Raw genomic sequence first — 24,845 nt, forward strand, 5'->3', positions numbered from 1 at the left:
TAGCAGAAGGGGTTACTTGACAGTGTCAATTAACCATGCCTACTGTGTGTTCTGCAACCCCGGATCCCCCGCCCGACGACGTGTCGGGTCCGAGAAGGAAGACCAATGACGATCTCAGACGTCCCCACCGCGATCGAGCCGCCCGCGTCGGCTCCCGCCTCCAGGAAGCGGCGCTCCCGCCGCCCGGTGAACGCGTTGGCACCGTCCCACCGCGGAGACGCCCGGCTGGCCTGGATCCTGATCGCGCCGGCGATGATCGGCTTCCTCGTCTTCGCGCTCTACCCGACCCTGCGCGGCATCTACCTGAGCTTCACCGACTTCCGGCTGCTGAGCGCGCCGACCTGGATCGGCGTCCAGAACTTCATCGACCTGTTCCAGGACGACACCTTCTGGCAGTCCCTCGGCATCACGATCTACTTCGTGTTCATCGCGGTGATCCTCACCCTCGCGGTCTCCATCCTCACCGCGGCCGTGCTGCACCGCGTGACCGGCTCGACCGTGCTTCGCGGCCTCATCATCCTGCCGTTCCTGATCTCCGCCGTCGTCGCCGCGACTGTGTGGTCGTGGATGCTCGACGCACAGCTCGGCATCGTCAACCAGCTCGTGCACGCGCTCGGCGGCGACGGCATCCGCTTCCTCACCTCACGCGAGTGGGCCATCCCGTCGCTGGCGCTCATCCACGTCTGGAAGAACATGGGCTACACGTCGATCATCATCTTCGCCGGCATGCAGACCATCCCGCCGTCGATCTACGAGGCCGGCAGGATCGACGGGGCGAGCGAGCCGAAGATGTTCTTCCGGCTCACCCTCCCGCTGCTCCGGCCGATCCTCGCCCTGGTCGTCGTGCTCAACGTGATCGGCGCGTTCCAGGTCTTCGACATCGTCTCGGTGGCCACCAAGGGCGGCCCGGCCCACGCTTCCAACGTGCTGCAGATGTACATCTACCAGAAGGCGTTCGGGCAGTTCGACTTCGGCTACGCGTCGGCGATGTCGCTGGCGCTGTTCGCCATCCTCATCGTGATCACCTTCGTGCAGATGAGACTGCTGCGCGCGAGCGAATCGGACAATGCCTGATGACCGCTACCACCTCCACCCCGCCGGCGCCCGCAGCACCGGCCCGGCCGTCCGCCGGCGCCCGCCCCGCGCGCCGCCCCCGCAAGCGCCCGACCGTCGGCCCCACGATCGCCTGGACCTACCTGGTCGTCATCGTGCTGATCACGGTCTTCCCGTTCTACTGGATGCTGCGCTCAGCCCTGTCGAACAACTTCGCGATGATCGCGAACCCGTCGTCGCCGCTGCCCGTCGGGTTCACCTTCGGGCCGTTCCTGCGGGTGCTCGGGCTCGAGGACAGCAAGGAGGCGATCGCGCAGGGCGGTTCCGGCGCGACCGTGCAGATCCTCCACTACCTCCTGAACTCGGTCGTGTACGCGACGGTCTCGACCGTGCTGATCGTGTTCTTCTCCCTGATCGCCGCCTACGCGTTCGCCCGGCTGCAGTGGCGCGGGCGCGAGCTCGTCTTCTCGCTCTTCCTCGCCGCCCTGATGGTTCCGGGGATCCTGACCCTGCTGCCGAACTTCGTCCTGATCAAGGAGCTCGGGCTGCTCAACTCGTTCGCCGGGATGATCCTGCCCGGCGCCCTCTTCTCGGCGTTCAACATCTTCTTCCTGCGGCAGTTCATGCTCGGCCTCTCGACCGAGATCGAGGAGGCCGCGCTGCTCGACGGCGCCGGCAAGCTCCGCATCCTGTTCACGCTGACCGTCCCGATGACCAGCGGCCCGATCATCACGCTCTCGATCCTCGGCTTCATCGGCGTCTGGAACGACTACTTCTGGCCGCTCCTGGTGACCACCGACTCCTCGGTGCAGCCGCTGACGCTCGGCCTCGCCGTCTTCAAGCAGTCCTCGCCGCAGACCATGCCGGACTGGGCAGGCCTGATGGCGGCGACGCTGGTCGCGGCGCTGCCGATGCTCATCCTCTTCATGGTGTTCGGCAAGCGCATCGTGAACTCCATCGGCTTCTCGGGGCTGAAATGACCGGAGTGCACAGCACGGGCGACACCCTCCGGCTCGCCTGGAGCCGCCCCGCAGCGACGTGGGAGGAGGCCATCCCCCTCGGTGACGGCCGGCTCGGCGCGATGGTCTTCGGCGGCGCCGACGGCCGCTACCAGGTGAACGACGCGACGGTGTGGTCGGGCGCCCCCGACCTCCCCGCCCGGGAGCTGCGCCGGGTGCTCGCCCAGGGCGCAGGGCCGGACCGGCTGCGCGAGGTGCGCGCGGCACTGGCGGCGGGAGAGCTGGACGAGGCCGAGCGGCTGCTGATGACGTTCGAGGGACGATACAGCCAGGAGTTCCTGCCGTTCGCCGACCTGTTCGTGGAGCTCCCCGGCGCGGTGCCGGAGGCGGGGGAGCCGGCGCGCGTCCTCGACCTCGACCGCGCCGTGGTCGAGGAGCGGCTGACGGCCGGCGATGCGCGCATCGTCCGCACCTCCCACGTCGACGGGCACGCGCTCGTCGTCCGTATCGAGTCGGACCGCCCGCTCCCCGAGGTGCGGCTGCGGCTGAGCACTCCGCTGCGCGAGCTCGGCCGCCGCGCCGGCGACGGCACGGTCGCTCTCGACATCGCCGTCCCCGTCGACGGCGCGCCCCTGCACGAGCAGTCCGTCGTCCCTCCGCTGCGCTACGCGGAGCAGGGCGACGGTAACTATGACGGCTTCGCCGCCGCGGTCCTCGCGGTGCGGAGTGACGGTGTCACGGAGACCGACGACTCCGGTCTGACGATCCGTGGCGCCGGTCGGCTGCTGATCGCCCTCTCGTCGTCGACCCGCGCTGAGTCGTGGTGGGCCGGCGCGGACGACGAGTGGCGGACCGTCTCCCACGAGACGATCCGGAACCGCGCGCGCGAGCGCGTTCTCGGCGCACTCGGCGAGAGCGCGCTCCCGCACGCCCACGACGCCTCGCCGCGTCGCGGGGCGGCTGCGCGGTTCGCGATCGGCGGCCGGCGCGAGGGGCGCTGGGATGTCGACACCGATATCCTGCGCGGCGACGACGACGCGTTGCGGGCGACCGTGGCGGCGGAGTATGGCCGCTACCTGCTCCAGGCGTCGTCACGACGGGGCGGCCCCGCCGCGAACCTGCAGGGCATCTGGAACGGCGAGCTGCGCCCGGCATGGTCGTCGAACTACACGATCAACATCAACACCCAGATGAACTACTGGGCGGCGGGCCCGCTCGGGATCCTCGATCACGCCGAGCCGCAGCTCGCCCTGGTCGAGCGGATCGCGCGCACAGGCGCCGACGTCGCCCGCGAGCTCTACGGCGCGCGGGGCTGGGTCGCCCACCACAACAGCGACCTCTGGGGCTGGAGCCTGCCGGTCGGCATGGGTCACGGCGCGCCGAGCTGGGCCATCTGGATGATGGGCGGCGTCTGGCTCTGCCACTCGCTGTGGGACCAGTACGCCTTCACCGGTGATACGGCGCTCCTGCGCGACCGCATCTGGCCGCTGCTGCGCGGCGCTGCCGAGTTCTGTCTCGACTGGCTCCAGGTCGACGAGGCCGGCATCGCGTTCCTCGCGCCCTCCACCTCGCCCGAGAACCAGTACCGGGACGCCGCAGGCGACCCGCGCGCACTCGGGCTCACCGCGACCATGGAGGTCGAGCTCATCCGCGCCCTCTTCCAGCGCTCGCTGGTCGCGATCGACACCGTCGACCCCGCCGACCCGCTGCGCGCGGAGCTGGAGTCGGCGCTGGCGACGATCCCCGAACCCGGCATCGGCGCCGACGGACGCCTGCTCGAGTGGTCGAGGGAGGTCGAGGAGAACGAGCCTGCTCACCGGCACCTCTCGCCGCTCGTCGCGCTGCATCCCCTCGAGCTGATCACCCCGCGCAGCACCCCGGAACTCGCGGTCGCCGCCCGCCGCTTCCTCGACGCCAGGGGCCCGGGCGCCATGGGCTGGTCGTGGGCGTGGAAGATCGCGCTGCGCGCACGGCTCGGCGACGGCGAGGCCGCCCACGAGCTGCTGCAGCAGGCGCTGACGCCGTACAGCGGCGACGCGCTCCGCCACGGACCGGTCGACGGCTCGGAGTGGGGCGGCCTCCTGCCGAACCTGTTCAGCACCCACCCGCCCTTCCAGATCGACGGCAACCTCGGCTTCCCCGCCGCGATCGCCGAACTGCTGCTGCAGAGTCACGACGGCGCCGTCGACCTGCTGCCCGCTCTGCCGACGGCGTGGCCGGAGGGCCGCGTCGACGGGCTGCACGCGCGTGACGGCATCGCCGTCGACCTGCGCTGGTCGGCCGGCCTCCTCGAGTCGGCCGAGCTGCACAACCTGCACGACGAGCCGCGCCTGGTGCGCGTGCGCGTGAGCGGAACAGACCTCGACGTCCGCCTCCCCGCCGGGGGGTCGGCCGTCGTCACCGGACCCACCACAACACCCCATCCCCACCCCGACACCGACGACGGTGTCCGGGCAATCACAGTGAGGAACTCATGAAGAAGCTCCGCATCATCGCCGGCATCGCTGCCGCCGGACTGGCGGCACTCGGTCTCGCGGCGTGCTCGTCGGACAACGCGTCCAGCGACAAAGTCACCGTCAACTGGTGGACCTGGGACGACCACCAGGCAGCGAACTACAAGCTGTGCATCCCCGCGTTCGAGAAGGCGAACCCGAACATCTCGGTCAAGATCACGCAGTACAACGTGAACGACTACTTCACGAAGCTGACCGCGGGGTTCGTCTCCGGCAGCGCCCCCGACGCGTTCCAGAACAGCGTCCCGCTGCTGGGCCAGTACGCCGGCCAGAAGCAGATCATGCCGCTCGACGACCTGATCAAGAAGACGAACTTCGACCTGTCGAAGTTCAACATCGGTGTCGACTCCTGGAAGTACACCGACGGCAAGCAGTACGGCATCCCCCTCGACTGGGCGGGCGCGGCGATCTATTTCAACGAGGACCTGGTCAAGGCCGCCGGCTACACCGACGACGACATCAAGAACATGACCTGGAACCCGGATGACGGCGGCACGTTCGACAAGATCGTGGCGCACCTCACCGTCGACAAGAACGGCAAGCGCGGCGACGAGGCGGGCTTCGACAAGAACAACGTCAAGACCTACGGCATCGGCACGCTCGCCGCGGGCGACTTCAACGGCCAGACCTCCTGGAACCCGTTCGTCACCACGCTCGGCTGGAAGCTCGCGGGCGACGTGAAGGCGTGGCCGAAGGTGCTGCCGTTCGACGACCCGCGCCTGGCGAAGACGCTCGACTACATCCGCGGTCTCGGCGACCGCGGCCTGATGCCGAAGTTCGGCCAGTTCACCGTGTCCTCCTCGGAGCAGATGGGTGCGGGCCAGGTCGCGATGGCGCAGGACGGCACCTGGAACGCCACCACCATCACCAAGGTCCCCGGCCTGAAGGTCGGCATCGCGCCGACCGTGAAGGGCCCGGACGGCACCCGGGGGATGATCAGCAACTCGAACGCGAACAACATCTTCGTGGGCACCAAGCACGTCGACCAGACCTGGAAGTGGGTCTCCTACATGGGCACCGCCGAGTGCCAGACCATCGCGGGCAAGACGGCCACCTTCCTGCCGTCGATCGCGTCGGCGCTGCAGTCGACCGTCGACGCGCAGAAGGCCGACGGCGTCGACATCTCCAGCTTCGTGGACGCGCTGAAGAACGGAGAGCTGTACCCGGCACCTCCGACCGCGAACGGCCAGGAGCTCACTGACACGCTCCAGCCGATGTTTGAGGCATTCTTCAATGGAGACACCTCCTCGTCGTTCCTGAAGACGGCGCAGGAGAAGACCAAGGAGATCCTCGCCAAGAAGTAGCCACACCGGAGTCGGCGGGCGAGGACACGGCCTCGCCCGCCGGCACCGTCCCGACACGAGGGGGAACCACATGAACGACGAGACGCGGACGCGTACGGCGCTGCTCGGGTCGTCGTCCGACGCGGCCACGCGTGTCTTCACCACGATCCTCACCAGGAGCCCGATCAGCAGGATCGACGTGGCGAAGCTGACCGGTCTGTCGCAGGCCGCGGTGACGAAGGCCGTCGCCCCGCTCGTGGCTGCCGGGCTCGTGAACGACTCCAGGGACCCCAAGCCCACCGGTCTGCCCGGGCGTCCGGTGAGCCCGGTGGCGCTGGTCCCCGACGCCGTCGTCGCTCTCGGCGTCAAGGTGAACGCGGACGAACTCATCGGCGTCGCCACCGACCTGACCACGCGCATCATCACCTCGGACCGCCTCCCGCTCACCTCGCACGAGCCTGCGGAGGTCACCGACGCCATCGTCGAGCTGTGCACCCGGTTGCGCGACGAGCTCGGCGGCCTCGGTTCGCGGCTGGCCTGCATCGGCGTCGCCGTCTCCGGCGACGTGGACACTGCGACCGGCGTCGTCCGGGACTCCGCCCAGATGTCGTGGCTCGGAGTCGACCTCGGCGCGGCCCTCACCGAGCGGCTCGGCACACGCATCGTCATCGAGAACGACGTGCGCGCTCTCACCATCGGCGAGCACTGGTTCGGTGTCGGACTGGGGACCAGCTCGTTCGCGATCGTGACCGTCGGCCGCGGCATCGGCTCCGGCCTGCACCTGAACGGGGAGGTCGTCGAGGGCGCCTACGGCGTCGCAGGCGAGATCGGCCACCTGCCGCTCACGTCGCCCGACCGCATCTGCGCCTGCGGGCGTCGAGGCTGTGTGGAGGCCGTCGCGGCGACCAACGCGATCGTCGCGACCGTGTCCGCCGCGCACGGCCGACCCGTCGGTGTCGACGAGGTCGTGGAGCTCGGCCGCTCGGGCGACCCCGCCGCCGTCGGCGCCTTCGCCGAGGCCGGCTCGGTGATCGGCAAGGCCATCGCGAGCCTGGTCAACATGGTCGGGCCGGAGCTGGTCATCATCGGCGGTGAGGGCGTCGCGAACTTCGACCTCATCGAAGCGCCGCTGCGCGCCTCCTACGCCGAGCATGTGTTCGCGTCAGCCGACCGCTGCCGCATCGTGGTGCGGCCGCACACGTTCGAGGACTGGGCGCGGGGGGCCGCTGCCTCGGCGATCCGCTCGCTGGTGGTCTGAAGACGCCTGAGCCGACTCCTTGACATCCTGTTCGTGTCATGGATACTTAAGCACATGCCTAAGTATGTGGACGACGTGTTCCACGCGCTGGCGGATCCGAGTAGACGTCGGATGGTGGAGCGCCTGGCCGCCGGCCCGGCGACGGTGAGCGAGCTCGCGCGCCCGTTGCCGATGTCGATGCCGGCGGTCGTCCAGCACCTGCGGATCCTGCAGGACAGCGGACTCGTCCGCAGCAGCAAGACCGGGCGCGTGCGGACGTGCGAGCTCGACCGCGAGGTGCTCGACGCGGCGGAGTCGTGGTTCGCGGCTCAGCGCCGCGTCTGGGATCAGCGCCTCGACGACCTGGGGGAGTACCTCTCCTCCACCGACCACGAACAGGGGAGACGGCGATGACGCAGCACACCAGGGACCGCGGCACGGTGCACGACACGATGGTCCTCGAGCGCATCTACGAGGCCGCCGCGGCGCGCGTGTTCGCCGCGTGGGCCGACCCCGGAGTGAAGCGCGACTGGTTCACAGGAGGCGACGACGCCGGGGAGTACGCGCTCGACTTCCGGGTCGGCGGCAAGGAGTTCTCCCGGTCCACCGCGCCGGACGGCGAGGTCTACACGTACGAGGCGCACTACCAGGACATCGTCCTGGACCAGCGGATCGTGTACACGAACCACATGCTGAGGGGCGGCGACCGCATCTCGGTGTCGCTCACGTCGGTCGAGTTCCGTCCCGACCCGGCGGGGACGCGGCTCGTCCTGACCGAGCACGGAGTCTACCTGGACGGCCTGGACCGGCCGGAATACCGCGCGCAGGGAATCGCGGAGCAGCTCGAAGCGCTTGCGCGCGGGCTGCCGGTAGCGGAGTGATCACCCCTCCCGAACGTACGACCCCAACTCCGGCCCCGCCTTCAGCACCGCGTTGACGATCGCCTCGATGGCGAACTCGCTCGCGCCGGCGAGGTCGACCTCGGTCGGGTCGAGGAGCCATTGCAGCTGGAGGCCGTCCATGACGGCGAGGATGGAGGCGGCTCCCTTGTCGATCGTGGCGGGCTCCGTCACGCCCTCCTGGGCACAGAGCTCGCGGAACGCACCGCTGACCTCGACGCGGAGGTTGCGGTACCGCTCCTGGAAGTAGGCCGTCGCCGGGTGGTCCTCGGTGACCGACTCCGCGGAGAGCACCGTGAAGACCTGCACGATCCCGGGACGCTGCGCGTTGCGCTGAGCGGTCGCGACCAGGTGCGCGAACAGCGCTGGGCCACCGGGGATGTGGCGGTCGGCGAGGTGGGCGACGTCGTCCCTGTCGCGGAACTCGAGCACCTCGAGCAGCAGGTTGTGCTTGGACCCGAAGTGGTGCAGGACGCCCGCGTGGGTCATCCCGACCTGCTCTGCGATGTCGGCGAGAGTGCCGTTCGTGGAGCCTTTCGTGCCGAACGTCTCGATCGCCGCGCGGAGGATCTCCGTGCGCTTGCGCTCGGTTTCCGGGCGCGGACTGGCGCTGCCGCCGCTCATTCGCCCCTCCGTCATCGCATCCTCCCAGCATCCGTGGAGGCTGGTTGCGGATGAGCTTACCACCCAGTAACCTCGCCTCAGCCAACTTGCTTTCTGACCAGTAAGCAAGTTATGGTCAGCCAACATTCCGCAGCACCAGGGCACAACGGATGTGCCCGCCACGAAGGAGAAGCAATGAGGCTTGGCAAGTACCTGATCACCGCTACGGCGATCGCCGCGCTCGGCGCGGTCGCGCTCACCGGTTGCTCGTCCGACAACAAGTCGGGCACGAGCAGCGCGAGCACAGGATCGCTCACCGTGGCGAAGCCGGACGGCGCGGCCATCCTGGCGACCCAGATCAACAACCCGTTCATCACCACCGGTTCGGGCATGTCGCTCGGCTACGACCGGATGATCTACGAGCCCCTCGCGATCGTCAACCCGGTCGGCAAGAACGAGACCACCCCGTGGCTGGCGTCGAAGGTCGAGTGGAACTCGGACTACACGCAGCTGACGGTGACCCCGCGCAAGGGCGTCAAGTGGAGTGACGGCAAGCCGTTCACCGCCGACGACATCGTCTTCACGTTCAACCTGATCAAGAACACCCCGGCTCTCGACCTCGCCGGTCTCAAGCTGACCGACGCGAAGAAGGTCGGCGACAACGTCGTGCTGAGCTTCAGCGAGTCCAAGTACGTCAAGCAGGGCGACGTGCTGGGGACCACCATCGTCCCGGAGCACCAGTGGAAGTCCATCGCGGACCCGTCGAAGGACGCGGTCAAGGACGCCGTCGGAACCGGCCCGTACACGATCAAGAGCTTCTCGTCGCAGGGCGTCGTGCTCAAGTCGCGCACCGACTACTGGGGCGGCACCGTCCCGGTGGCCCAGCTGAACTACCTCGAGTACAACGACAACACCGGTCTTCTCCGCGCCCTCCAGAGCGGCGAGACCGACTGGGCGCAGATCTTCATCACCGACTACCAGAAGAACTACGTGGACAAGGACCCGAAGCACAACGTCTTCTGGGGCGCCAACGTCCTGAGCCCCGACATGATCGTGGTCAACACCACCAAGGCGCCGTTCAACGACGTCGCCTTCCGCAAGGCTGTCAACATGGTCGTCGACCGCCAGGCGCACGCCGAGAAGGCCCGCAGCAACGCCGGCCCCGAGCTGAAGAGCGTGACCGGCATCCCGCAGCCGACCGGTGACCAGTACATCGCCCCCGAGTACAAGGACCAGACGTTCAAGATCGACGTCGCCGGCGCCAAGAAGGTCCTCAGCGACGCGGGCTACACCTGGAAGGACGGCGCGCTGATCGACCCGAAGGGGGCCCCGGTCTCCTTCACCCTGCAGGACCCGCAGGGCTGGAACGACTACGTCACCGGCATCCAGCTGGCAGCGACGCAGATCAAGAACACGCTCGGCGCCGACGCCAAGGTGGCCACTCCGGACGCGGACACCTGGTTCGCGAACATGGCCTCCGGCAACTTCGACGCGGCTCTGCACTGGACCGGCTCCGGCTCGAACCCGTGGCACATCTACGACGACGTCATGAACTCCAGCTACCTCGACCAGGCCGCTGACGGCAAGGTCTCGGACAACTTCGGGCGCTACAACAACCCGGAGGCGACCGCCCTGCTCAAGGAGTACGCGCAGGCGTCCGACGACAGCGTTCGCACCGCGGCGCTGAACAAGCTGCAGAAGATCTTCGTGGACGACGTCCCGGCCATCGCGATCGGAACCCACCCGCAGCTGGCCGAGTACAACACCCGGAAGTTCGTCGGCTGGCCGAGCGAGAGCGACCAGTACGCCACCGCCGACCCGACGCAGCCGTCGGCCGTCCAGGTGCTCATGAAGCTGAAGCCCGCAGGCAAGTAATCAGCAAGCACGTCCGGGGCGGGGGAGGCGGTCAGCCCATCCCCGCCCCGGGCGACACGCGGACGGAAAGCGCACCATGACAGACTCCCTTCTCTCCATACGCGACTTCTCTGTCGTGTACGACGTGGATCCGCCCGTCGCAGCGGTCAAGAACGTGACCCTCGACATCGAGCGCGGCGAGATCGTCGGCCTCGCCGGCGAGAGCGGATCCGGAAAGACCACGCTCGCCTACGGCGTGCAGCGCCTCCTCAAGCCCCCGGCCGTCATCACGAGCGGCAGCGTCGTCTTCCACGACGAGAGCGGCGAGGACATCGACATCAACGCGCTCGACGCGGAGCAGATGCGCCGCTTCCGGTGGGACAAGACCTCCATGGTCTTCCAGGGGGCGATGAACGCCCTCAACCCGGTGGCCACCATCGGCTCCCAGCTCGACGACGTCTTCGTGGTCCACCGTCCGGCCATGAGCCGCGCGGAGCGCAAGGCCGCGGTGATCGAGCTCCTGGAGATCGTGAAGGTCGGCGGCCAGCGCGTCCGCTCGTATCCGCACGAGCTCTCCGGCGGCATGCGCCAGCGGGTCATGATCGCCATGGCTCTCGCGCTCCGCCCGCAGCTCATGGTGATGGACGAGCCGACGACCGCGCTGGACGTGCTCGTGCAGCGCGAGATCCTCAAGCAGATCTCCCAGCTGCGCCACGACTTCGGCTTCTCCGTCGTCTTCATCACGCACGACCTCCCGCTGCTGCTGGAGATCAGCGACCGCATCGCCATCATGCGCGAGGGCGAGATCGTCGAGCTGGCCACGGCCGAGCAGATCTGGACCGACCCGCAGCACGAGTACACGCGCACCCTGTTGAAGTCGTTCCCGCGGCTCACGGGCGAGAGAGGAGTGGTCGTCCGATGACCACGCTCGAGTTCAGGAACATCACCAAGATCTACAACGTCCGTGGATCCGGTCAGCTCAAGGCCCTGGACGACGTCAGCTTCACGCTCGGCGCGGGGCAGACCATCGGACTCGTCGGCCAGTCGGGCAGCGGCAAGTCGACGATCGCGAAGATCCTCACCCAGCTGGAGACCCCGACCAGCGGCGAGGTGCTGCTGGACGGCTCCCCGATCCCGCGCAGCGGCAAACGGCTGCGACGCTACCGCCAGCAGCTGCGGATGGTCTTCCAGGACCCGTTCGCCTCGCTGAACCCGTCGCACACGATCCGCCACCACATCGAGCGTCCCCTCCGGCTGGACAAGGTCGTCCCGGGCGCGGAGGTCGACGACGAGGTGCGCCGCCTCCTGACCCGCGTGCGGCTCGACGCCGACACCGTGATCGACCGCCGACCCCATGAGCTCTCCGGAGGCCAGCGCCAGCGCGTGGCCATCGCCCGCGCCCTCGCGTCGCGACCCGCACTGCTGGTGGCCGACGAGCCGGTCTCGATGCTCGACGTCTCGCTGCGGCTCGGAGTCCTCAACCTCCTGGCCGACCTTCAGCGCGAGGACGGGCTGGGCGTGCTCTACATCACGCACGACCTGGCGACGGCCCGGCACTTCAGCGACGAGATCATCGTGCTCAACCAGGGCAGGATCGTCGAGCACGGCCCTGCCGACGACGTCATCCTGCGCCCGCAGGACCCGTACACCCGCGAGCTCCGCGCCGCGTCCCCCGACCCAGAGAAGCACTTCGCGGCGCTCGCCGCGCAGACGGCAGGAGGTGCCCTGTGAGCGCCGACACGACCACATCCGCCCACGTCGACCCGACCCTCGTCGGCACGACGGCCACCCGGGCGGAACGCAAGGGCCGCCGCATCCCGTGGCGCTTCATCGGCGGGCGCGTCCTCTTCTACGCGTTCACCCTCTGGGCGGCCATCACCATCAACTTCTTCGTGCCCCGCCTGATGAAGGGCGACGCGGTCAGCGCCTACATGGCGCGGAGCCAGGGCCAGCTGACCCCCGACGCCGAGAAGGCCCTGCGCATCATGTTCGGCGTGGACCAGTCGGTGCCGCTGTGGCAGCAGTACGTCAACTACTGGGACATGCTGCTGCACGGCAACCTCGGCGTCTCCATCTCCACGGGCATGGCGCCGGTGGGAGATGCGATCGCCTCCGCCCTGCCCTGGACGCTGGGCCTGGTCGGCTTCGCCACGGTCATCTCCTTCCTCGTCGGGACGAGCCTCGGCGCGGTCATCGGCTGGCGGCGCGGGGGACGGCTCGACGTCTTCATCCCCATCACCACGTTCCTGGGCACCGTCCCGTACTTCTGGGTCGGGCTGATCTTCATCGCGATCTTCTCGACCACCCTCGGCTGGTTCCCCGCCGGGCACGCCTACGAGCTGGGCGTGGAGCCCGGCTGGAACGCGGACTTCATCGGCCAGGTGATCTCGCACGCCGCCCTCCCGATGTTCACCATCGTGATCGTCTCGATCGGAGGCTGGGTGCTCGGCATGCGCAACATGATGCTCACCGTGCTCGACGAGGACTACATCACCGTGGCCCAGGCGAAGGGCATGCCGAACCGGCGCGTGCTCTGGCGTTACGCCGCACGCAACGCGGTGCTCCCGCAGATCCAGAGCTTCGCGCTCGCGATCGGCTTCATCGTCAGCGGCACGATCGTGATGGAGATGGTGTTCTCGTATCCCGGCATCGGCCTGCTGCTGCTCAACGCGACCAGCGCCAAGGACTACGCGCTGATGCAGGGCATCTTCCTCGTCCTGGTGCTGGCCGTGCTGATCGCGAACATCATCGCGGACATCGCGTACGCCATCCTCGACCCGCGCACTCGTCAGACGGAGGCCTGATCGTGACCATCCCCACCTCCCCGACCGGCGCCGGAGCGCCGGAGACCGTGGCCGTGCTCGCCGTCAACCGACAGCAGCCCCCGAAGAAGACCACGTTCTGGTCGCAGCTGAAGGTCTCGCTGGCGATGTTCAGCAACCCGAAGTCCGCGGCGGGGCTCATCATCATGGGCGTCTTCGTGCTCGTGGCGATCTTCGCCCCGCTGATCGCGCCCTACGACCCGAACGCCCAGAACCTGAACGAGACGCTGCAGCCCCCGTCGTTCCAGCACCTCCTCGGCACGACGCACATCGGCCAGGACGTCTTCAGCCAGCTGATCTACGGGACGCGCGGCGTGCTCGTCGTCGGATTCCTGGCGACCATCATGGCGACCGTCGTGGCGATCGTCGTGGGTGTGACCGCCGGCTACCTGCGCGGCTGGAAGAGCGAATCGCTGTCCGCCCTGTCGAACGTGTTCCTGGTCATCCCCGGCCTGCCGCTCATGATCATCGTCGCCTCCCAGTTCCAGGACCCGCCGCTCGCGCTCATCGCCGCCGTCCTCGGGCTGACCGGCTGGGCATGGGGTGCGCGCGTGCTGCGCGCGCAGACGATGTCGCTGCGCAACCGCGACTTCATCCAGGCCGCGCGGGCGAACGGCGAGCCGCTGCACCGCATCATCCTGGTCGAGATGCTGCCGAACCTGATGGCGATCATCGCCTCCAGCTTCGTCGGCACGATGACGGCCGCCGTGCTGGGCCTGACGACCCTCGCGTTCATCGGCGTCATCCCGGTCTCGAACCTGAACTGGGGGACCATCCTGTTCTGGGCCCAGCAGAACAACGCCTTCCCCGACTACTGGTGGTGGTACGTCCCCGCCGGGCTGTGCATCGCCCTGCTCGGAGTGTCGCTCGCCCTCATCAACTTCGGCATCGACGAGTACGTCAACCCGCGCCTCCGCTCGGCCGGCGAGCGCGCCAGGGCGATGAAGCGCAAGGGCATGAATGTCAACGCCGCCGTCACCCAGGTGCGCACGGAGTCCGCCGCGCCCGTCACGACCTCACCCGAAAGCAACACCGCATGACCTCGATCCTCCCGTCGACGACCACCGAAGCAGAACAGGAGGTGCTCTTCCCTTACCAGGATCCGTCGCGGACGACCGTCGAACGCGTCGCCGACCTGCTCGACCGCATGACGGTCGAGGAGAAGGTCGGGCAGATGCTGCAGCTCGACGCCCGCGACGACCTGCGCGACCATGTGCTGCGGCGGCACGTCGGCTCGATCCTGCACACCTCTCCGGAGCGCATCCTGGAGGCCAACCGGCTCACCGCGGAGACCCGGCTGCGGATCCCGCTGCTCGTCGGCGAGGACTGCATCCACGGCCACTCGTTCTGGCCGGGCGCCACGATCTACCCCACGCAGCTCGGCATGGCCGCCTCGTGGGACGCCGAGCTCATCGAGCGCGTCGCCCGCGCCACCGCGGAGGAAGTCGCCGTGACCGGCGTGCACTGGACCTTCTCGCCCGTGCTCTGCATCGCGCGCGACCTGCGATGGGGCCGGATCAGCGAGACGTTCGGCGAGGACCCGTTCCTCATCGGCGAGCTCGCCAGCGCGATGGTTCGCGGCTACCAGGGCGAAGGGCTCGACGATCCGACCGCGATCCTGGCGACGGCGAAGCACTTCGCCGGCTACTCGGAGACGCAGGGCGGCCGCGACGCGAGCGAGGCCGACATCTCGCGCCGCAAGCTGCGCAGCTGGTTCCTCCCACCGTTCGAGCGCGTCGCCCGCGAGGGCTGCCGCACGTTCATGCTCGGCTACCAGAGCACCGACGGCGTGCCGATCACGATCAACGACTGGCTGCTCAGCGAGGTGCTGCGTGGTGAGTGGGGGTACACCGGCACCCTCATCACCGACTGGGACAACGTCGGCCGCATGGTCTGGGAGCAGAGGATCCAGCCCGACTACGCGCACGCCGCCGCCGCCGCGGTGACCGCGGGGAACGACATGGTCATGACGACCCCGATGTTCTTCGAGGGCGCTCTGGAGGCCGTCGAGCGGGGGATGCTCGCGGAGGACGCGTTCGACGCCGCCGTCGCCCGCATCCTGACGCTCAAGTTCGACCTGGGCCTGTTCGAGGACCCGCGCCTCCCGTCGCCACGCCTCGACGAGGTGGTCGGCAGCGCAGCGCATGCCGAGCTCAACCTGGAGATCGCGCGCCGGTCGATCGTGCTGCTGGAGAACGACGGGACGCTGCCGCTGGCCGCGACGCCGGCGTCGCCGCTGCGCGTCGCGCTCGTCGGCCCGCTCGCTGACGACGCCCAGACCCAGCTCGGCGACTGGGCGGGCGGTTCCGGCCAGGCCGGCTGGCTCGACGGTCAGCCGCGCGAGATGATCACGACGGTGTTCGACGGGCTGCGGGCGATCGACGGCTGGACGGTCGAGTACGCGCGCGGCGCAGACATCCTGACGCTGGAGGACGACCCGCGCGGCGCGACGTTCCCGGACGGGCAGCCGCGGCCTCCCGTGGTCGTGCCGTCGCCGCCGTCCGCGGAGCTCCTCGCGGAGGCCGTCGCCGCCGCCGAGGCGTCCGACGTGGTCGTCGCGGTCGTCGGCGACCGGATCGAGCTGGTCGGCGAGGGCCGCTCCACGGCGACGCTCGAACTGATCGGCGGCCAGAACGCGCTGCTCGACGCCCTGATCGAGACCGGCAAGCCGGTCGTCGTCGTGCTGCTCGCCTCCAAGCCGCTGGTGCTGCCGCCGTCGGCCGCGAAAGCGGCAGCGGTGCTGTGGGCCGCCAACCCGGGAATGCTCGGCGGCCAGGCGATCGCCGAGATCATCGCCGGCCGCGTCGAGCCGTCGGGCCGCCTGCCGATCTCGTTCGCCCGCCACGTCGGCCAGCAGCCGACCTACTACAACCAGATCCGCGGCCAGCACGGCGACCGCTACGCCGACCTCACCCAGGCGCCCGCGTGGGCGTTCGGGCAGGGACTCTCGTACACGACCGTCGAGTACGCCGACCTGGCGCTCGCGACCGACACCCTCGGTGTCGGCGACGAGATCGTGGCAGAGGTGACCGTCCGCAACACCGGCGACCGCCCGGTGCGCGAGACGGTGCAGGTCTACGTGCGCGACAAGATCACGAGTGTCAGTTGGGCCGACATCGAGCTGAAGGCGTACCGCCAGGTCGACCTCGCGCCGGGGGAGACCGCCAGGGTGAGCCTCCGCCTGCCCGTCGCCGAGTGCACGATCGTCGACTCAGCGGGCGACCGCCACGTCGAGCCGGGCGAGTTCGAGCTGCTCGTCGGGCCGTCGTCGCGGGAGACCGACCTGCTGTCGGCAGGGTTCGTGCTGCGGTGAGCTGTACGCTCGCGGTGTGACGGAGACCGATGACGAGTCCGTGTGGCCGGCGGTCCTCCGTCGGCTGGACGAGGCGCAGACCGCCGTCGACGTTCTCCCGCTGGACCCTGCCCGTGGCCGCGCAGCGCTGCAAGAGCTCCAGCTGACCGAGCGATCGACGATGGGAGCGATCGCCGCGCACACGGGCGGCCTGATCGTCGACAGCGGCTGGGTGCGCATCCTCGGCGGCGGCTCGCCCGGGCTGCCCGGGCTGGCGGAGTGGGCGGCCGGCGACCCCGCCCGGTCGCACCTGGTGATCGCTCTCGACGCCATCGGCGGCCGGTTCGCGGTCGACGGCGGCGGCCTGGGCATCGGCCCGGGCGAGGTCTGCCACTGGGGACCCGACTCGCCCGCCTGGTCGGGCGTCGGCGGCGGATACTCCGCCTTCATCGCCTGGGCGGTCGGCGGAGGGCTGCCCGAGTTCTACGGCTCGCTGCGCTGGGACGGCTGGCAGGACGACACCCGCCCGCTGCGGCCCGACGAGGGCTGGGCACTCTATCCGCCGCCGTTCGCCGAGGAGGGGCAGGACACGAACGCGGTGACGCGCGCGGTCGTCCCGCTGGCGGAGCTGCACGAGTTCTACGCGGAGGTGGCGCGGCAGCTCGGTGGGGGCGTCTCGCGCAGCTGAGGGTCGGAAGGCCCTCGGGGCCCTACCCCGCCGGCCCGACCACCACCGCGAGGATCGGCACCGCGAACGCCGCCGCCGACACCACGAGCGCGGTGACCGTGAGCCACGTCGTGCGGAGGCAGACCGCGATGATCGTGAGCACCAGCGGCACCCAGCCCACCGCCATGGTGCCCACGAGCCAGACCATCCGGGTGACGAAGTTGTACTGCCCCAGCAGGAAGCCCGCGACCACCGCCAACCCCGCGAGCACGAGAGCGGCGACCGCGACGAGGATGTGCGCCGCGACGCTGCGGCCGCGGGCGCCGACCGCTGTGCTCACCTGTCCTCCTGTGCGATCGTGCCGTCGCCGTCGAGCTTCAGCCGCGCACCCCACTGGCCGCACTGCCCGTCGACGAGCCGCGCCGTCGTCGTGAACGACTCGACCGTCGTCGAGCCCTGGATCGGCTGGACCGTGACCTCGATGCTGTCACCGTCGTGGAACGGCGTGGTCGGGAGGGCGCCGTACGTCGCCACGACGCTGGAGCCGTCGGTGCAGTTCCCCTCGGCGCAGACGCGCACGTCGGTGTCGGGGTGCGCCGCGATCCACGGCTTCGCGTCGACGCTGACCAGCGGTGACGGCCGGATGTCCTGTCCGCACATGCCGGCCTGCGTGCATCCCGTCAGTGCGAGACCGAGCAGCACAGGCACAGCGAGTGCTGCGCGCGACTTCCCCCGTGGTCGACTCACATGCCGAGGCTACCGTGCGTGCGCCCCAGCACCAGCGCCTCCGCGCCGCTCTCGAACCAGCGCCCGGCGGCGGGACCGCCGTAGCACGGGCCGTCGCTGGCCCCGGGGTGCTTGACCCAGAGCAGCGCGTCGAGCTTGACCGTGGGGGACTCGGTGATCTGCGGGTTCTGGCCGAGGGCGGCACCGGGCGGGTTGCACCAGTCCCCCGTCCAGCCGTTGCCGTTGCGGGAGACGTCGATCACGAAGTGCTTCCACCCGACGCGCGACGACACCTTGCCCGCGTAGTCGCGTTCGGCCTGGGTGGCGTCGAAGTTCGAGACATTGGTGAAGAAGCCGCGCGCGTCGGAGATGCCCGCCGCGTTCAGGTAGGAGGCCTGGACGTCCGGGGTCAGCCAGCGGGCGTTGCCTCCGTCGAGGTAGGTGCTGAGTCCGGCGGCGGCCAGGATGCCGACCGCGGAGCGGAGCAGGGGGAGGCGGGTGTCCGCGACTCCTGCGCATTTCGGGCTGGGCAGCATGGCGAGGGAGTCGGGCTCGATCAGCACGACGGCCCTGCTGCCGGCCAGCGCGGTCGCGATCCGACGGTTCCAGTCGAGGTACTGGTCGGGGGTGAAGCCGCCGGCGGAGAAGCCGCCGCAGTCGCGATCGGGGATCGCATACGTGACGAACACGGGCGTCGCGCCCTGTGCGGCGGCGGCGCGCAGATGCCGTTGGATCACGCTGGAGAGCAGCGCGGGACCGTACCAGTCGCCCAGCCAGACCGCGGTCGGCTGGCTGGCGATCTGTTCGATCAGTGCCGCCCGCCTCGTGTCTCCCGCGGCGGCCAGGCCGTCGGCCACCAGGCGTGCGTCGCTGGTGGGGTCGACGTAGAGCCGGCTGCCGAAGACGGAATCGGCAGCAGGGGAGGCCGTGGCCGCCGGCGCGGCCTGCGCGGTCTGCGCCGCCTGCGCGGCTGGCGGGAGGGGCGTCAGGAGCGCAGCCATGGCCAGAGCTGCGCCGAGCACTGCGATGAGTGTGCGCATACCTGCACTATCGGCGCATTCCCGCCGACGGTCAGGGCCACAGCGATCGGGGAACCTGAGGATACCCAGAGGTTTCGGATCGAGCGCGCGGCAGCGGCACAGCCGGAGCTTGCTTGACTGAAGGAGTGAACGACACCCCCGCACGCGACAGGCGGCTCGAAGCGCAGAAGCGTGCGACGGAGCTGCGCCGGCAGCAGGCGCGCCTGGCGCGTCGACGGCAGTGGCTGATCTCCGGCGGGGTCGTCGTCGCCGTGCTCGTCGTGGCCGGGATCATCACCGCGGTCGTGCTCGGCGGCAAGCCGTCGGCGTCGGTCGCATCGGCCTCCGGCACTTCGGCGGGCAGCGCGCAGTGGGCCGCCCCGACCGACGTCGAGTCGGGGGTGACGGCCGCCGGCCTCCAGATGCTGACCGCCGAGGGCACGGCCCTGCACATCCACCAGCATCTCAGCGTCACGGTCGACGGCTCGCCCGTCGTGGTCCCCGCCGAGCTCGGCATCGACGTCGCCCGGCAGAGGATCTCGCCCATCCACACGCACGACGAGTCGGGCATCATCCACGTCGAGTCGCCCACCGTGCAGGTGTTCACGCTCGGCCAGGTGTTCGACGAGTGGCAGCAGAAGCTGGGACCGGGGCAGGTCGGCCCGTATCGCGACGGGACCGACGGCCAGACCGTCACCGTCTTCGTCGACGGGAAGGCCACGGCGGGCGACCCGCGCTCCATCGAGCTCACCTCCCACGAGGACATCGACATCGTGGTCGCCAAGAAGGGGACCGCCGTCACCGCACCGCCGGCCTTCGCCTGGCCCGCGGGCTACTGAGGCGCCGGCCCCGCGATCGGATTCGCCGAGGCGGAGTCGGCCGCGACCGCCCAGCAGTACCAGGCCACGAGGGTCCGGTGGGGACGATACGCGTCACCGGCCGCCTGGAGCTCCTTCGGCGTCGGGGTGGGCACGCCCCACCCTCGGCCGTACCCTTTGCGGACGGCCAGGTCGCCGACAGGCCAGACGTCGGGGCGGTGGAGGTGGAAGATCAGGAACATCTGCGCCGACCACGGGCCGATCCCGCGCACGCGCGAGAGCTGGGCGATCACCTCGTCGTCGGTGAGGGCGTCGAGGGAGGGCGTGTCGAGCACGACGTCGCCGTCGACGACCCGCGCGGCGAGATCCCGAAGCGACGCAACCTTGTTCTTCGAGAGCCCGACGCGGCGAAGATCGTCGTCCGACAGGGCGAGCATGCGCTCGGGCACCACGTCGCCGAGCGCGGCGACGAGGCGGCCATGGATGGCCGAGGCCGCGGCCCCGGCGATCTGCTGGTAGCAGATGCCGCGGACCAGCGACGCGAACGGGCTCTCGAAGGGGATGGGGAAGTGCGGGATGCCGAGCTGCGCGTGCAGGCGCGCGAGCACCGGGTCGCGCTCGCCGAGCTCCCTCGCCGCCGCCTCGAGCTCTCTGGACTGCGGCATCAGCCCGGTGTCCCGCCGCTCAGGGCGCGCACCTGGGCGAGCAGCTGCTCGGCGACGGCGTCGAACGGGTCGATGCTCGCCTGCGCACGGCTGAGGATGACGCCGCCCTCGCTGGCCGCGATGAGCAGGGTGGCCGTCGCGGGAGCCACGCCGGGGTCGATCCCGCCGAGCGTCAGCAGCTCGGTGAGCAGTTGGGCCCAGCCGCGGAACACGTCTCCGGCCCGCTGCAGCAGGTCGTCGGAGTCGGCCGCGACGGTGACGGCGACGGCCGAGCAGCCGATGCGGAAGTGCGACACGATCAGCAGGCTCCGCCAGGCTCCGATGAACGTCGAGGCGACCTCGACGGCCGGTTTGCCGCGGGCCGATTCGATGAGCGCGTTGGACGTGGCGCCCTGGTGGGCGAGCGCCTGCGCGACCAGGCTCGCCTTGCCGTCGGGGAAGTGGTGGTAGATCGACCCACGGGGAGCGCCAGTGACCGCCAGCACCTCCGAGAAGGAGGTCTCCTGGAGGCCCTTCTCGGCCAACAGCCTGGCCGCACCCTCGATCATCCGTGACTTCGCGTCGGAGACCATCCACCGGCCCTTTCCGTCAGGAGGTGTTGACTATGACGCTCATCATACTCCACACTTGGTCGCACACCCGGATTCGAGGAGTTGATCCCCATGCCCATGATCGATGTCTACGCCACAGCAGGAACGTTCTCCGACCCGCACGCGCTCGCCCGGACCCTCGCCGACACCCTCAAAGTGATCGAACAGGTGCCCGACATCCCGATGTTCCGCGCGAACACCGCGGCCTTCGTCCACGACCTCCCCGCCGGCGCAATCTCAAATGTGGACGGCGACTCGGACTACGTGCGCGTGCAGGTGCTCACCAACGCCGGTGCGCTCGACCGGCCGAAGCAGCTCGCGGTGGTCGAGCGGTTCACCGACCTCGTCGCGGAGGCCGCGGGCGACCCGTCGCTGAAGCAGCGCACCTGGGTGCTGCTGACCGAGGCGGTCGAGGGCGGCTGGGGGCTGGGCGGGCACGCCAACACGAACGAGGAGCTGGTGGCCGCCGCGCGGGCGCAGCTCGCGGAGCTGGGGGCGGCTGCCGCCGCGGAGAAAGGCTGACAGCGCCCCGCCCGTCGCGGGCTCAGACCGCGACGGCCGTCGCCTCCTCCGCGACCGGCCGCCGCGCCGGATCCCGCAGCGTGCAGAGCACGGCGAAGCCGAGCACGGGCATCGCGACCAGCGTCGCGAGCGCGAGCTGAAGGCCGGCGGCGTCGGCGAGGACGCCGATCAGCGGCGTGGCGATCCCGCCGATGCTGACCGCGAGTCCGAGCGTGATGCCGCTCGCGGTCCCGACGCGTGAGGGCAGGTAGTCCTGCCCCAGCGTGACCTGCAGCGAGAACGGGACGTAGAGGCCGATCGAGGTCGTCGCCGCGAACACGAGGAGCGCCGGCCCCGGCACCCAGACGACGCCCGCGATGGCGACCAGGGTGACGAGGTTCGAGGCCGCGGAGACGGCGACGCGGCCCCACCGCCGGGCGAAGTAGCCGCCGAGGACGGACCCGACGATCCCGCCGAGGTAGAGGATCGTGAGCGCGACCGTGCCGACGCCGGGCCACCCGGGCAGCCGCTGCTCCGCATAGCTCGCGATGAAGGCGCCGAGGCCCACGAACGCGATGGACCGTGTCATGATCACGACGGTCAACCGCAGGAACGACCGGAGGTCGTCCGTCATCCCGGTGCCGTCCGTCCCGATCGCGGCGTCGCCACGCCGTGCCAGCATCCGGAGCACGGGGACCGCGAGGGAGGCGCCCACGAGAGCCGGGAGCGCGACGACCGGCGTCCAGGACAGCCCGAGGGTGCCGACCGTGGCGCCGACCAGCAGTGGAGCGAGTGCGAAGCCCACGTTCCCTCCGGTCGCGAACCAGGCCATCCCGACATGGCTCCCACGGCTCGCGACCCGGGCCAGGCGGGCCGACTCCGGGTGGTAGGCGGCGACGCCGAGCCCGGAGACGGCGACGAAGACCAGGGTGAGGGCGTACTCGTGGGCGAGCCCGCTCAGGCCGATCCCCAGGCCGCTGAGGATCGTCGCGGCCGGCAGCAGCCAGGGCAACGCGCGGCGGTCCGTCAGCAGCCCGAACAGGGGCTGGGCCACGGACGAGAGCAGCGACGCGGCCAGGACGATCCCGGCGGCGAGAGCGTAGCTGTAGTGCCGCTCCGCGACGAAGAAGGGCACGAGCGCGGCGACGGCACCCTGGAAGACGTCGACGCAGGCGTGCCCGATGGCGAGCAGGGTGATGGGGGAGCGAAGGGTCATGCTTTCGAGAATCCCAAGGCGACGCGGTGTCCCGCTTCCGTTATCCTGTCCGATCATGCAGGAATTCCGCCACGAGCCGGTCGCCCCGACGACGACCAGGGTCCTCGGGCACGGCGGCCTCATCGACGCACACGTGCACGACCAGCACCAGCTCGTGTACGCACGTCGCGGGGTGGTCTCGGTGACGACCGACGCGGGCGTCTGGGTGACGCCGGGCTCCCAGGCGATCTGGGTGCCGGCCGGTACCGTCCACGCGCACCGCGCGTACGGCGAGCTCGAGCTGCGGTTCGTCGGGCTCCCGGTGGAGGACAACCCGCTGGGCCTTGCACAACCCACGGTGGTGACGGTGAGCCCGCTGCTCCGTGAGATCATCGTCGCCTACACCGCCCGAACCGCCGAGACGGCCGCCCGGTCACGGCTGAGGGCCGTGCTCTTCGACGAGCTGCGCGCGGCGCCCGGCCAGGCCATCCACGTGCCGACCGCGACCCATCCGCTCGTGCGCCGGCTCGGGGAGCTCCTCGACGCGGATCCGGCGGCCGACCGCACGCTCGCGCAGTTCGGGCGGGCGATCGGGGCGAGCGACCGAACGCTGTCGCGGCTCATCCGCGCCGACCTCGGGATGACCTTCCCGCAGTGGCGCACGCAGCTCCGCCTCCACCGCGCCCTGGTCCTGCTAGCGGAGGGCGCGCCGGTCACCGAGGTGGCGCACCGCTGCGGCTGGTCGTCGGCGAGCACCTTCATCGACGTCTTCCGGCGCGCGTTCGGCCGGACGCCCGGAAGCCGCTGACCGACACTCCTGCCCCGCCTCCGCCGAGCGGCCGAGCGGCCGAGCGGTCGACCAGCCGACTCGCCGACTGACGGACCAGCTGACTCCGGCGGCCTCCTCGAGCGCGGCGAGGCGGCCCGCGGGATCCCGGTGATCTCCGCCACCGTGACACGGTCGCCGACGACGTCAGGGTCGTCGACCAGCTCCAGCAGGAGGTCGTTCATCGCGAGCCGGAGCTCGACCCGTGACACCAGCGGGCGGGCGCTCCCCTCGGGGACACCCGCCCGTTCGGCCACGCTCGCTGCGCAACCGGTCGCCAGGACTATGCAGTCGCCTCACCCTCGCGAAGGAAGCCGAGGAGCAGTTCGTTGACCCGCTCCGCCTCGTCGTGGTGCACCCAGTGGGAGGCGTTCTCGAGCCGCTCGACGGCGACGAGGTTCGGCACGTCCTCGGCGTGCGGCTCGGCGAGGCCGGACCCCAGGAACCGGTCCTGCTGGCCCCAGATCACCAGCGTGGGTGCCCTGACCGGGAGCACCTGCTGCTTCGACCCCAGCCGGACGGCGGCGCGGTAGTAGTCGATCATGCCCTTCGCGGCGCCGTCCTGCGACCAGGCCTCACGGTAGCGGTCGAGCTCCTGGTCGGTGTAGGTCGGCTGCGCGTCGCGGAAGAACCGGGCGAAGAACCGCCAGTCGTCCTTGGCCGCGTGGCGCTCCGGCGTCCCCATCAGCTGGAAGTAGAAGAAGTACCAGCTGCGCTCGAGCTGACGCGGGCTCTTCAGGCCTTCGTTCAGCTTGCGCGGGTGGGCCGCGTTCATGATGATCAGCCGCTCGACCACCTCCGGGGTGTTCATCGCCAGGGTCCAGGCGATCGACCCGCCCCAGTCGTGGCCGACGACGGTCGCGGTCTCGCTGCCGAGAGCGCGGATCAGTGCCGCGATGTCGGCGGCCGGCTTGTCGGCGGTGTAGTCCTCGAACTCCGCGGGCTTCGACGACAGGTTGTAGCCGCGGAGGTCGGGTGCGACCACGCGGTAGCCCGCCTGCACGAGCGGTGCGATCTGATCGCGCCAGCCGTACCAGAACTCCGGGAAGCCGTGCAGCAGCAGGACGAGCGGGCCGGTGCCGGCCTCCACGTAGTGCAGCGTCACGCCGTCGGCGACCTCGGCGAAGCCGTCGCGCAGGTCGACGCCGATGCCGAGGGCCGAGCGAGCGGTGGTGGTTGTGGTGGTGTTCATGATGGATCCCTTTCCTCGGATCCCGTCTGTGCCGGGATCTCGTTTCGATGGCAGCAATGCTCGTCGCCGGCGGCACCCGTCGCGCCCGGGTGACCCCCGGGTGTCGGCCCGTCGGTACCCGGGCCGGTCCC

Annotated in this window: 25 protein-coding genes; 17 read left to right on the forward strand and 8 right to left on the reverse strand. The window is 70.1% G+C overall.

Annotated features, from left to right (window positions below; all coding sequences use genetic code 11):
• The first annotated feature begins 105 nt into the window (after positions 1 to 105).
• The 7 genes from KNO15_RS19170 (at position 106) to KNO15_RS19200 (ending at position 7,926) form a co-directional block, all read left to right on the forward strand.
• The gene (locus KNO15_RS19170) at positions 106 to 1,074 is read left to right on the forward strand and encodes a carbohydrate ABC transporter permease (RefSeq protein ID WP_241705417.1); all 969 of its coding nucleotides are present in this window, start codon (positions 106 to 108) and stop codon (positions 1,072 to 1,074) included.
• Positions 1,074 to 2,033, forward strand: coding sequence for a carbohydrate ABC transporter permease (locus KNO15_RS19175; RefSeq protein ID WP_241705418.1), 960 nt, complete (start codon positions 1,074 to 1,076; stop codon positions 2,031 to 2,033). Before KNO15_RS19170 ends, KNO15_RS19175 begins: the two co-directional genes overlap by 1 nt.
• Positions 2,030 to 4,489 (forward strand): glycosyl hydrolase family 95 catalytic domain-containing protein, encoded by a 2,460-nt coding sequence (locus tag KNO15_RS19180; RefSeq protein WP_241705419.1) that lies wholly within the window; start codon positions 2,030 to 2,032, stop codon positions 4,487 to 4,489. Before KNO15_RS19175 ends, KNO15_RS19180 begins: the two co-directional genes overlap by 4 nt.
• A complete protein-coding gene (locus tag KNO15_RS19185; RefSeq protein ID WP_241705420.1) occupies positions 4,486 to 5,829 on the forward strand; it encodes an ABC transporter substrate-binding protein in 1,344 nt (447 codons plus the stop codon). Before KNO15_RS19180 ends, KNO15_RS19185 begins: the two co-directional genes overlap by 4 nt.
• A 70-nt stretch (positions 5,830 to 5,899) precedes the next feature.
• Entirely contained in the window at positions 5,900 to 7,066 is a 1,167-nt protein-coding gene (locus tag KNO15_RS19190; RefSeq protein WP_241705421.1) for an ROK family transcriptional regulator, read from the forward strand.
• A gap of 54 nt (positions 7,067 to 7,120) precedes the next feature.
• Entirely contained in the window at positions 7,121 to 7,459 is a 339-nt protein-coding gene (locus KNO15_RS19195; RefSeq protein WP_241705422.1) for an ArsR/SmtB family transcription factor, read from the forward strand.
• Positions 7,456 to 7,926 carry an SRPBCC domain-containing protein gene (locus tag KNO15_RS19200; protein ID WP_241705423.1) on the forward strand — a complete coding sequence of 157 codons (471 nt, stop codon included), beginning with the start codon at positions 7,456 to 7,458 and terminating at the stop codon, positions 7,924 to 7,926. The genes KNO15_RS19195 and KNO15_RS19200 overlap by 4 nt, the downstream gene beginning before the upstream one ends.
• Here KNO15_RS19200 and KNO15_RS19205 read toward each other — a convergent pair whose 3' ends face one another.
• On the reverse strand, positions 7,927 to 8,568 hold the full coding sequence (locus KNO15_RS19205; protein ID WP_241705424.1) for a TetR/AcrR family transcriptional regulator: 642 nt from the start codon (positions 8,566 to 8,568) through the stop codon (positions 7,927 to 7,929). It abuts the gene before it with no gap.
• Between the two features lie 174 nt (positions 8,569 to 8,742).
• Here KNO15_RS19205 and KNO15_RS19210 point away from each other — a divergent pair, with 174 nt between their 5' ends.
• From KNO15_RS19210 to KNO15_RS19240, 7 genes are all read left to right on the forward strand, one after another.
• Entirely contained in the window at positions 8,743 to 10,422 is a 1,680-nt protein-coding gene (locus KNO15_RS19210; protein ID WP_241705425.1) for an ABC transporter substrate-binding protein, read from the forward strand.
• Positions 10,423 to 10,498: 76 nt separating this feature from the next.
• On the forward strand, positions 10,499 to 11,323 hold the full coding sequence (locus tag KNO15_RS19215) for an ABC transporter ATP-binding protein (protein WP_241705426.1): 825 nt from the start codon (positions 10,499 to 10,501) through the stop codon (positions 11,321 to 11,323).
• Complete coding sequence (locus KNO15_RS19220) at positions 11,320 to 12,132, forward strand: ABC transporter ATP-binding protein (protein ID WP_241705427.1); 813 nt, start codon at positions 11,320 to 11,322, stop codon at positions 12,130 to 12,132. Before KNO15_RS19215 ends, KNO15_RS19220 begins: the two co-directional genes overlap by 4 nt.
• On the forward strand, positions 12,129 to 13,205 hold the full coding sequence (locus KNO15_RS19225) for an ABC transporter permease (protein ID WP_241705428.1): 1,077 nt from the start codon (positions 12,129 to 12,131) through the stop codon (positions 13,203 to 13,205). Before KNO15_RS19220 ends, KNO15_RS19225 begins: the two co-directional genes overlap by 4 nt.
• Positions 13,206 to 13,207: 2 nt before the next feature.
• Positions 13,208 to 14,263: an ABC transporter permease gene (locus KNO15_RS19230; RefSeq protein ID WP_374113187.1), complete on the forward strand. Its 1,056-nt coding sequence runs from the start codon at positions 13,208 to 13,210 to the stop codon at positions 14,261 to 14,263.
• A complete protein-coding gene (locus KNO15_RS19235) occupies positions 14,260 to 16,536 on the forward strand; it encodes a glycoside hydrolase family 3 N-terminal domain-containing protein (protein WP_241705429.1) in 2,277 nt (758 codons plus the stop codon). The genes KNO15_RS19230 and KNO15_RS19235 overlap by 4 nt, the downstream gene beginning before the upstream one ends.
• 16 nt (positions 16,537 to 16,552) lie before the next feature.
• Positions 16,553 to 17,203 carry a DUF2625 family protein gene (locus KNO15_RS19240; protein ID WP_241705430.1) on the forward strand — a complete coding sequence of 217 codons (651 nt, stop codon included), beginning with the start codon at positions 16,553 to 16,555 and terminating at the stop codon, positions 17,201 to 17,203.
• Positions 17,204 to 17,225: 22 nt separating this feature from the next.
• Here the strand turns inward: KNO15_RS19240 and KNO15_RS19245 are convergent, their stop codons facing one another.
• From KNO15_RS19245 to KNO15_RS19255, 3 genes are read right to left on the reverse strand one after another with little or no spacing between them, the layout of a single operon-like run.
• Positions 17,226 to 17,522, reverse strand: coding sequence for a hypothetical protein (locus KNO15_RS19245; protein ID WP_241705431.1), 297 nt, complete (start codon positions 17,520 to 17,522; stop codon positions 17,226 to 17,228).
• Positions 17,519 to 17,929 (reverse strand): hypothetical protein, encoded by a 411-nt coding sequence (locus KNO15_RS19250; protein WP_241705432.1) that lies wholly within the window; start codon positions 17,927 to 17,929, stop codon positions 17,519 to 17,521. The genes KNO15_RS19245 and KNO15_RS19250 overlap by 4 nt, the downstream gene beginning before the upstream one ends.
• Positions 17,926 to 18,948, reverse strand: coding sequence for a glycoside hydrolase family 6 protein (locus tag KNO15_RS19255; RefSeq protein ID WP_241705433.1), 1,023 nt, complete (start codon positions 18,946 to 18,948; stop codon positions 17,926 to 17,928). The genes KNO15_RS19250 and KNO15_RS19255 overlap by 4 nt, the downstream gene beginning before the upstream one ends.
• Before the next feature lie 125 nt (positions 18,949 to 19,073).
• On the opposite strand from KNO15_RS19255, the gene KNO15_RS19260 reads away from it, so the two are divergent.
• Positions 19,074 to 19,766 carry a hypothetical protein gene (locus KNO15_RS19260; protein WP_241705434.1) on the forward strand — a complete coding sequence of 231 codons (693 nt, stop codon included), beginning with the start codon at positions 19,074 to 19,076 and terminating at the stop codon, positions 19,764 to 19,766.
• Here the strand turns inward: KNO15_RS19260 and KNO15_RS19265 are convergent.
• Positions 19,760 to 20,410 (reverse strand): DNA-3-methyladenine glycosylase family protein, encoded by a 651-nt coding sequence (locus tag KNO15_RS19265; RefSeq protein WP_241705435.1) that lies wholly within the window; start codon positions 20,408 to 20,410, stop codon positions 19,760 to 19,762. The two genes, KNO15_RS19260 and KNO15_RS19265, sit on opposite strands and share 7 nt — an antisense overlap.
• Complete coding sequence (locus tag KNO15_RS19270) at positions 20,410 to 20,982, reverse strand: TetR/AcrR family transcriptional regulator (RefSeq protein ID WP_241705436.1); 573 nt, start codon at positions 20,980 to 20,982, stop codon at positions 20,410 to 20,412. The genes KNO15_RS19265 and KNO15_RS19270 overlap by 1 nt, the downstream gene beginning before the upstream one ends.
• A 90-nt stretch (positions 20,983 to 21,072) precedes the next feature.
• On the opposite strand from KNO15_RS19270, the gene KNO15_RS19275 reads away from it, so the two are divergent.
• Positions 21,073 to 21,522 carry a tautomerase family protein gene (locus KNO15_RS19275; protein ID WP_241705437.1) on the forward strand — a complete coding sequence of 150 codons (450 nt, stop codon included), beginning with the start codon at positions 21,073 to 21,075 and terminating at the stop codon, positions 21,520 to 21,522.
• A 22-nt stretch (positions 21,523 to 21,544) separates the two neighbouring features.
• On the opposite strand, the gene KNO15_RS19280 is transcribed toward KNO15_RS19275, so the two are convergent.
• The gene (locus tag KNO15_RS19280) at positions 21,545 to 22,717 is read right to left on the reverse strand and encodes an MFS transporter (protein ID WP_241705438.1); all 1,173 of its coding nucleotides are present in this window, start codon (positions 22,715 to 22,717) and stop codon (positions 21,545 to 21,547) included.
• Positions 22,718 to 22,772: 55 nt separating this feature from the next.
• On the opposite strand from KNO15_RS19280, the gene KNO15_RS19285 reads away from it, so the two are divergent.
• Positions 22,773 to 23,504: an AraC family transcriptional regulator gene (locus tag KNO15_RS19285; protein ID WP_241705439.1), complete on the forward strand. Its 732-nt coding sequence runs from the start codon at positions 22,773 to 22,775 to the stop codon at positions 23,502 to 23,504.
• A gap of 301 nt (positions 23,505 to 23,805) precedes the next feature.
• Here the strand turns inward: KNO15_RS19285 and KNO15_RS19290 are convergent, their stop codons facing one another.
• A complete protein-coding gene (locus KNO15_RS19290; RefSeq protein ID WP_241705440.1) occupies positions 23,806 to 24,714 on the reverse strand; it encodes an alpha/beta fold hydrolase in 909 nt (302 codons plus the stop codon).
• Positions 24,715 to 24,845: the final 131 nt, after the last annotated feature.

The organism is Leifsonia shinshuensis (assembly GCF_022606355.1).
In the GTDB taxonomy this organism is placed as follows: domain Bacteria; phylum Actinomycetota; class Actinomycetes; order Actinomycetales; family Microbacteriaceae; genus Leifsonia; species Leifsonia shinshuensis_B.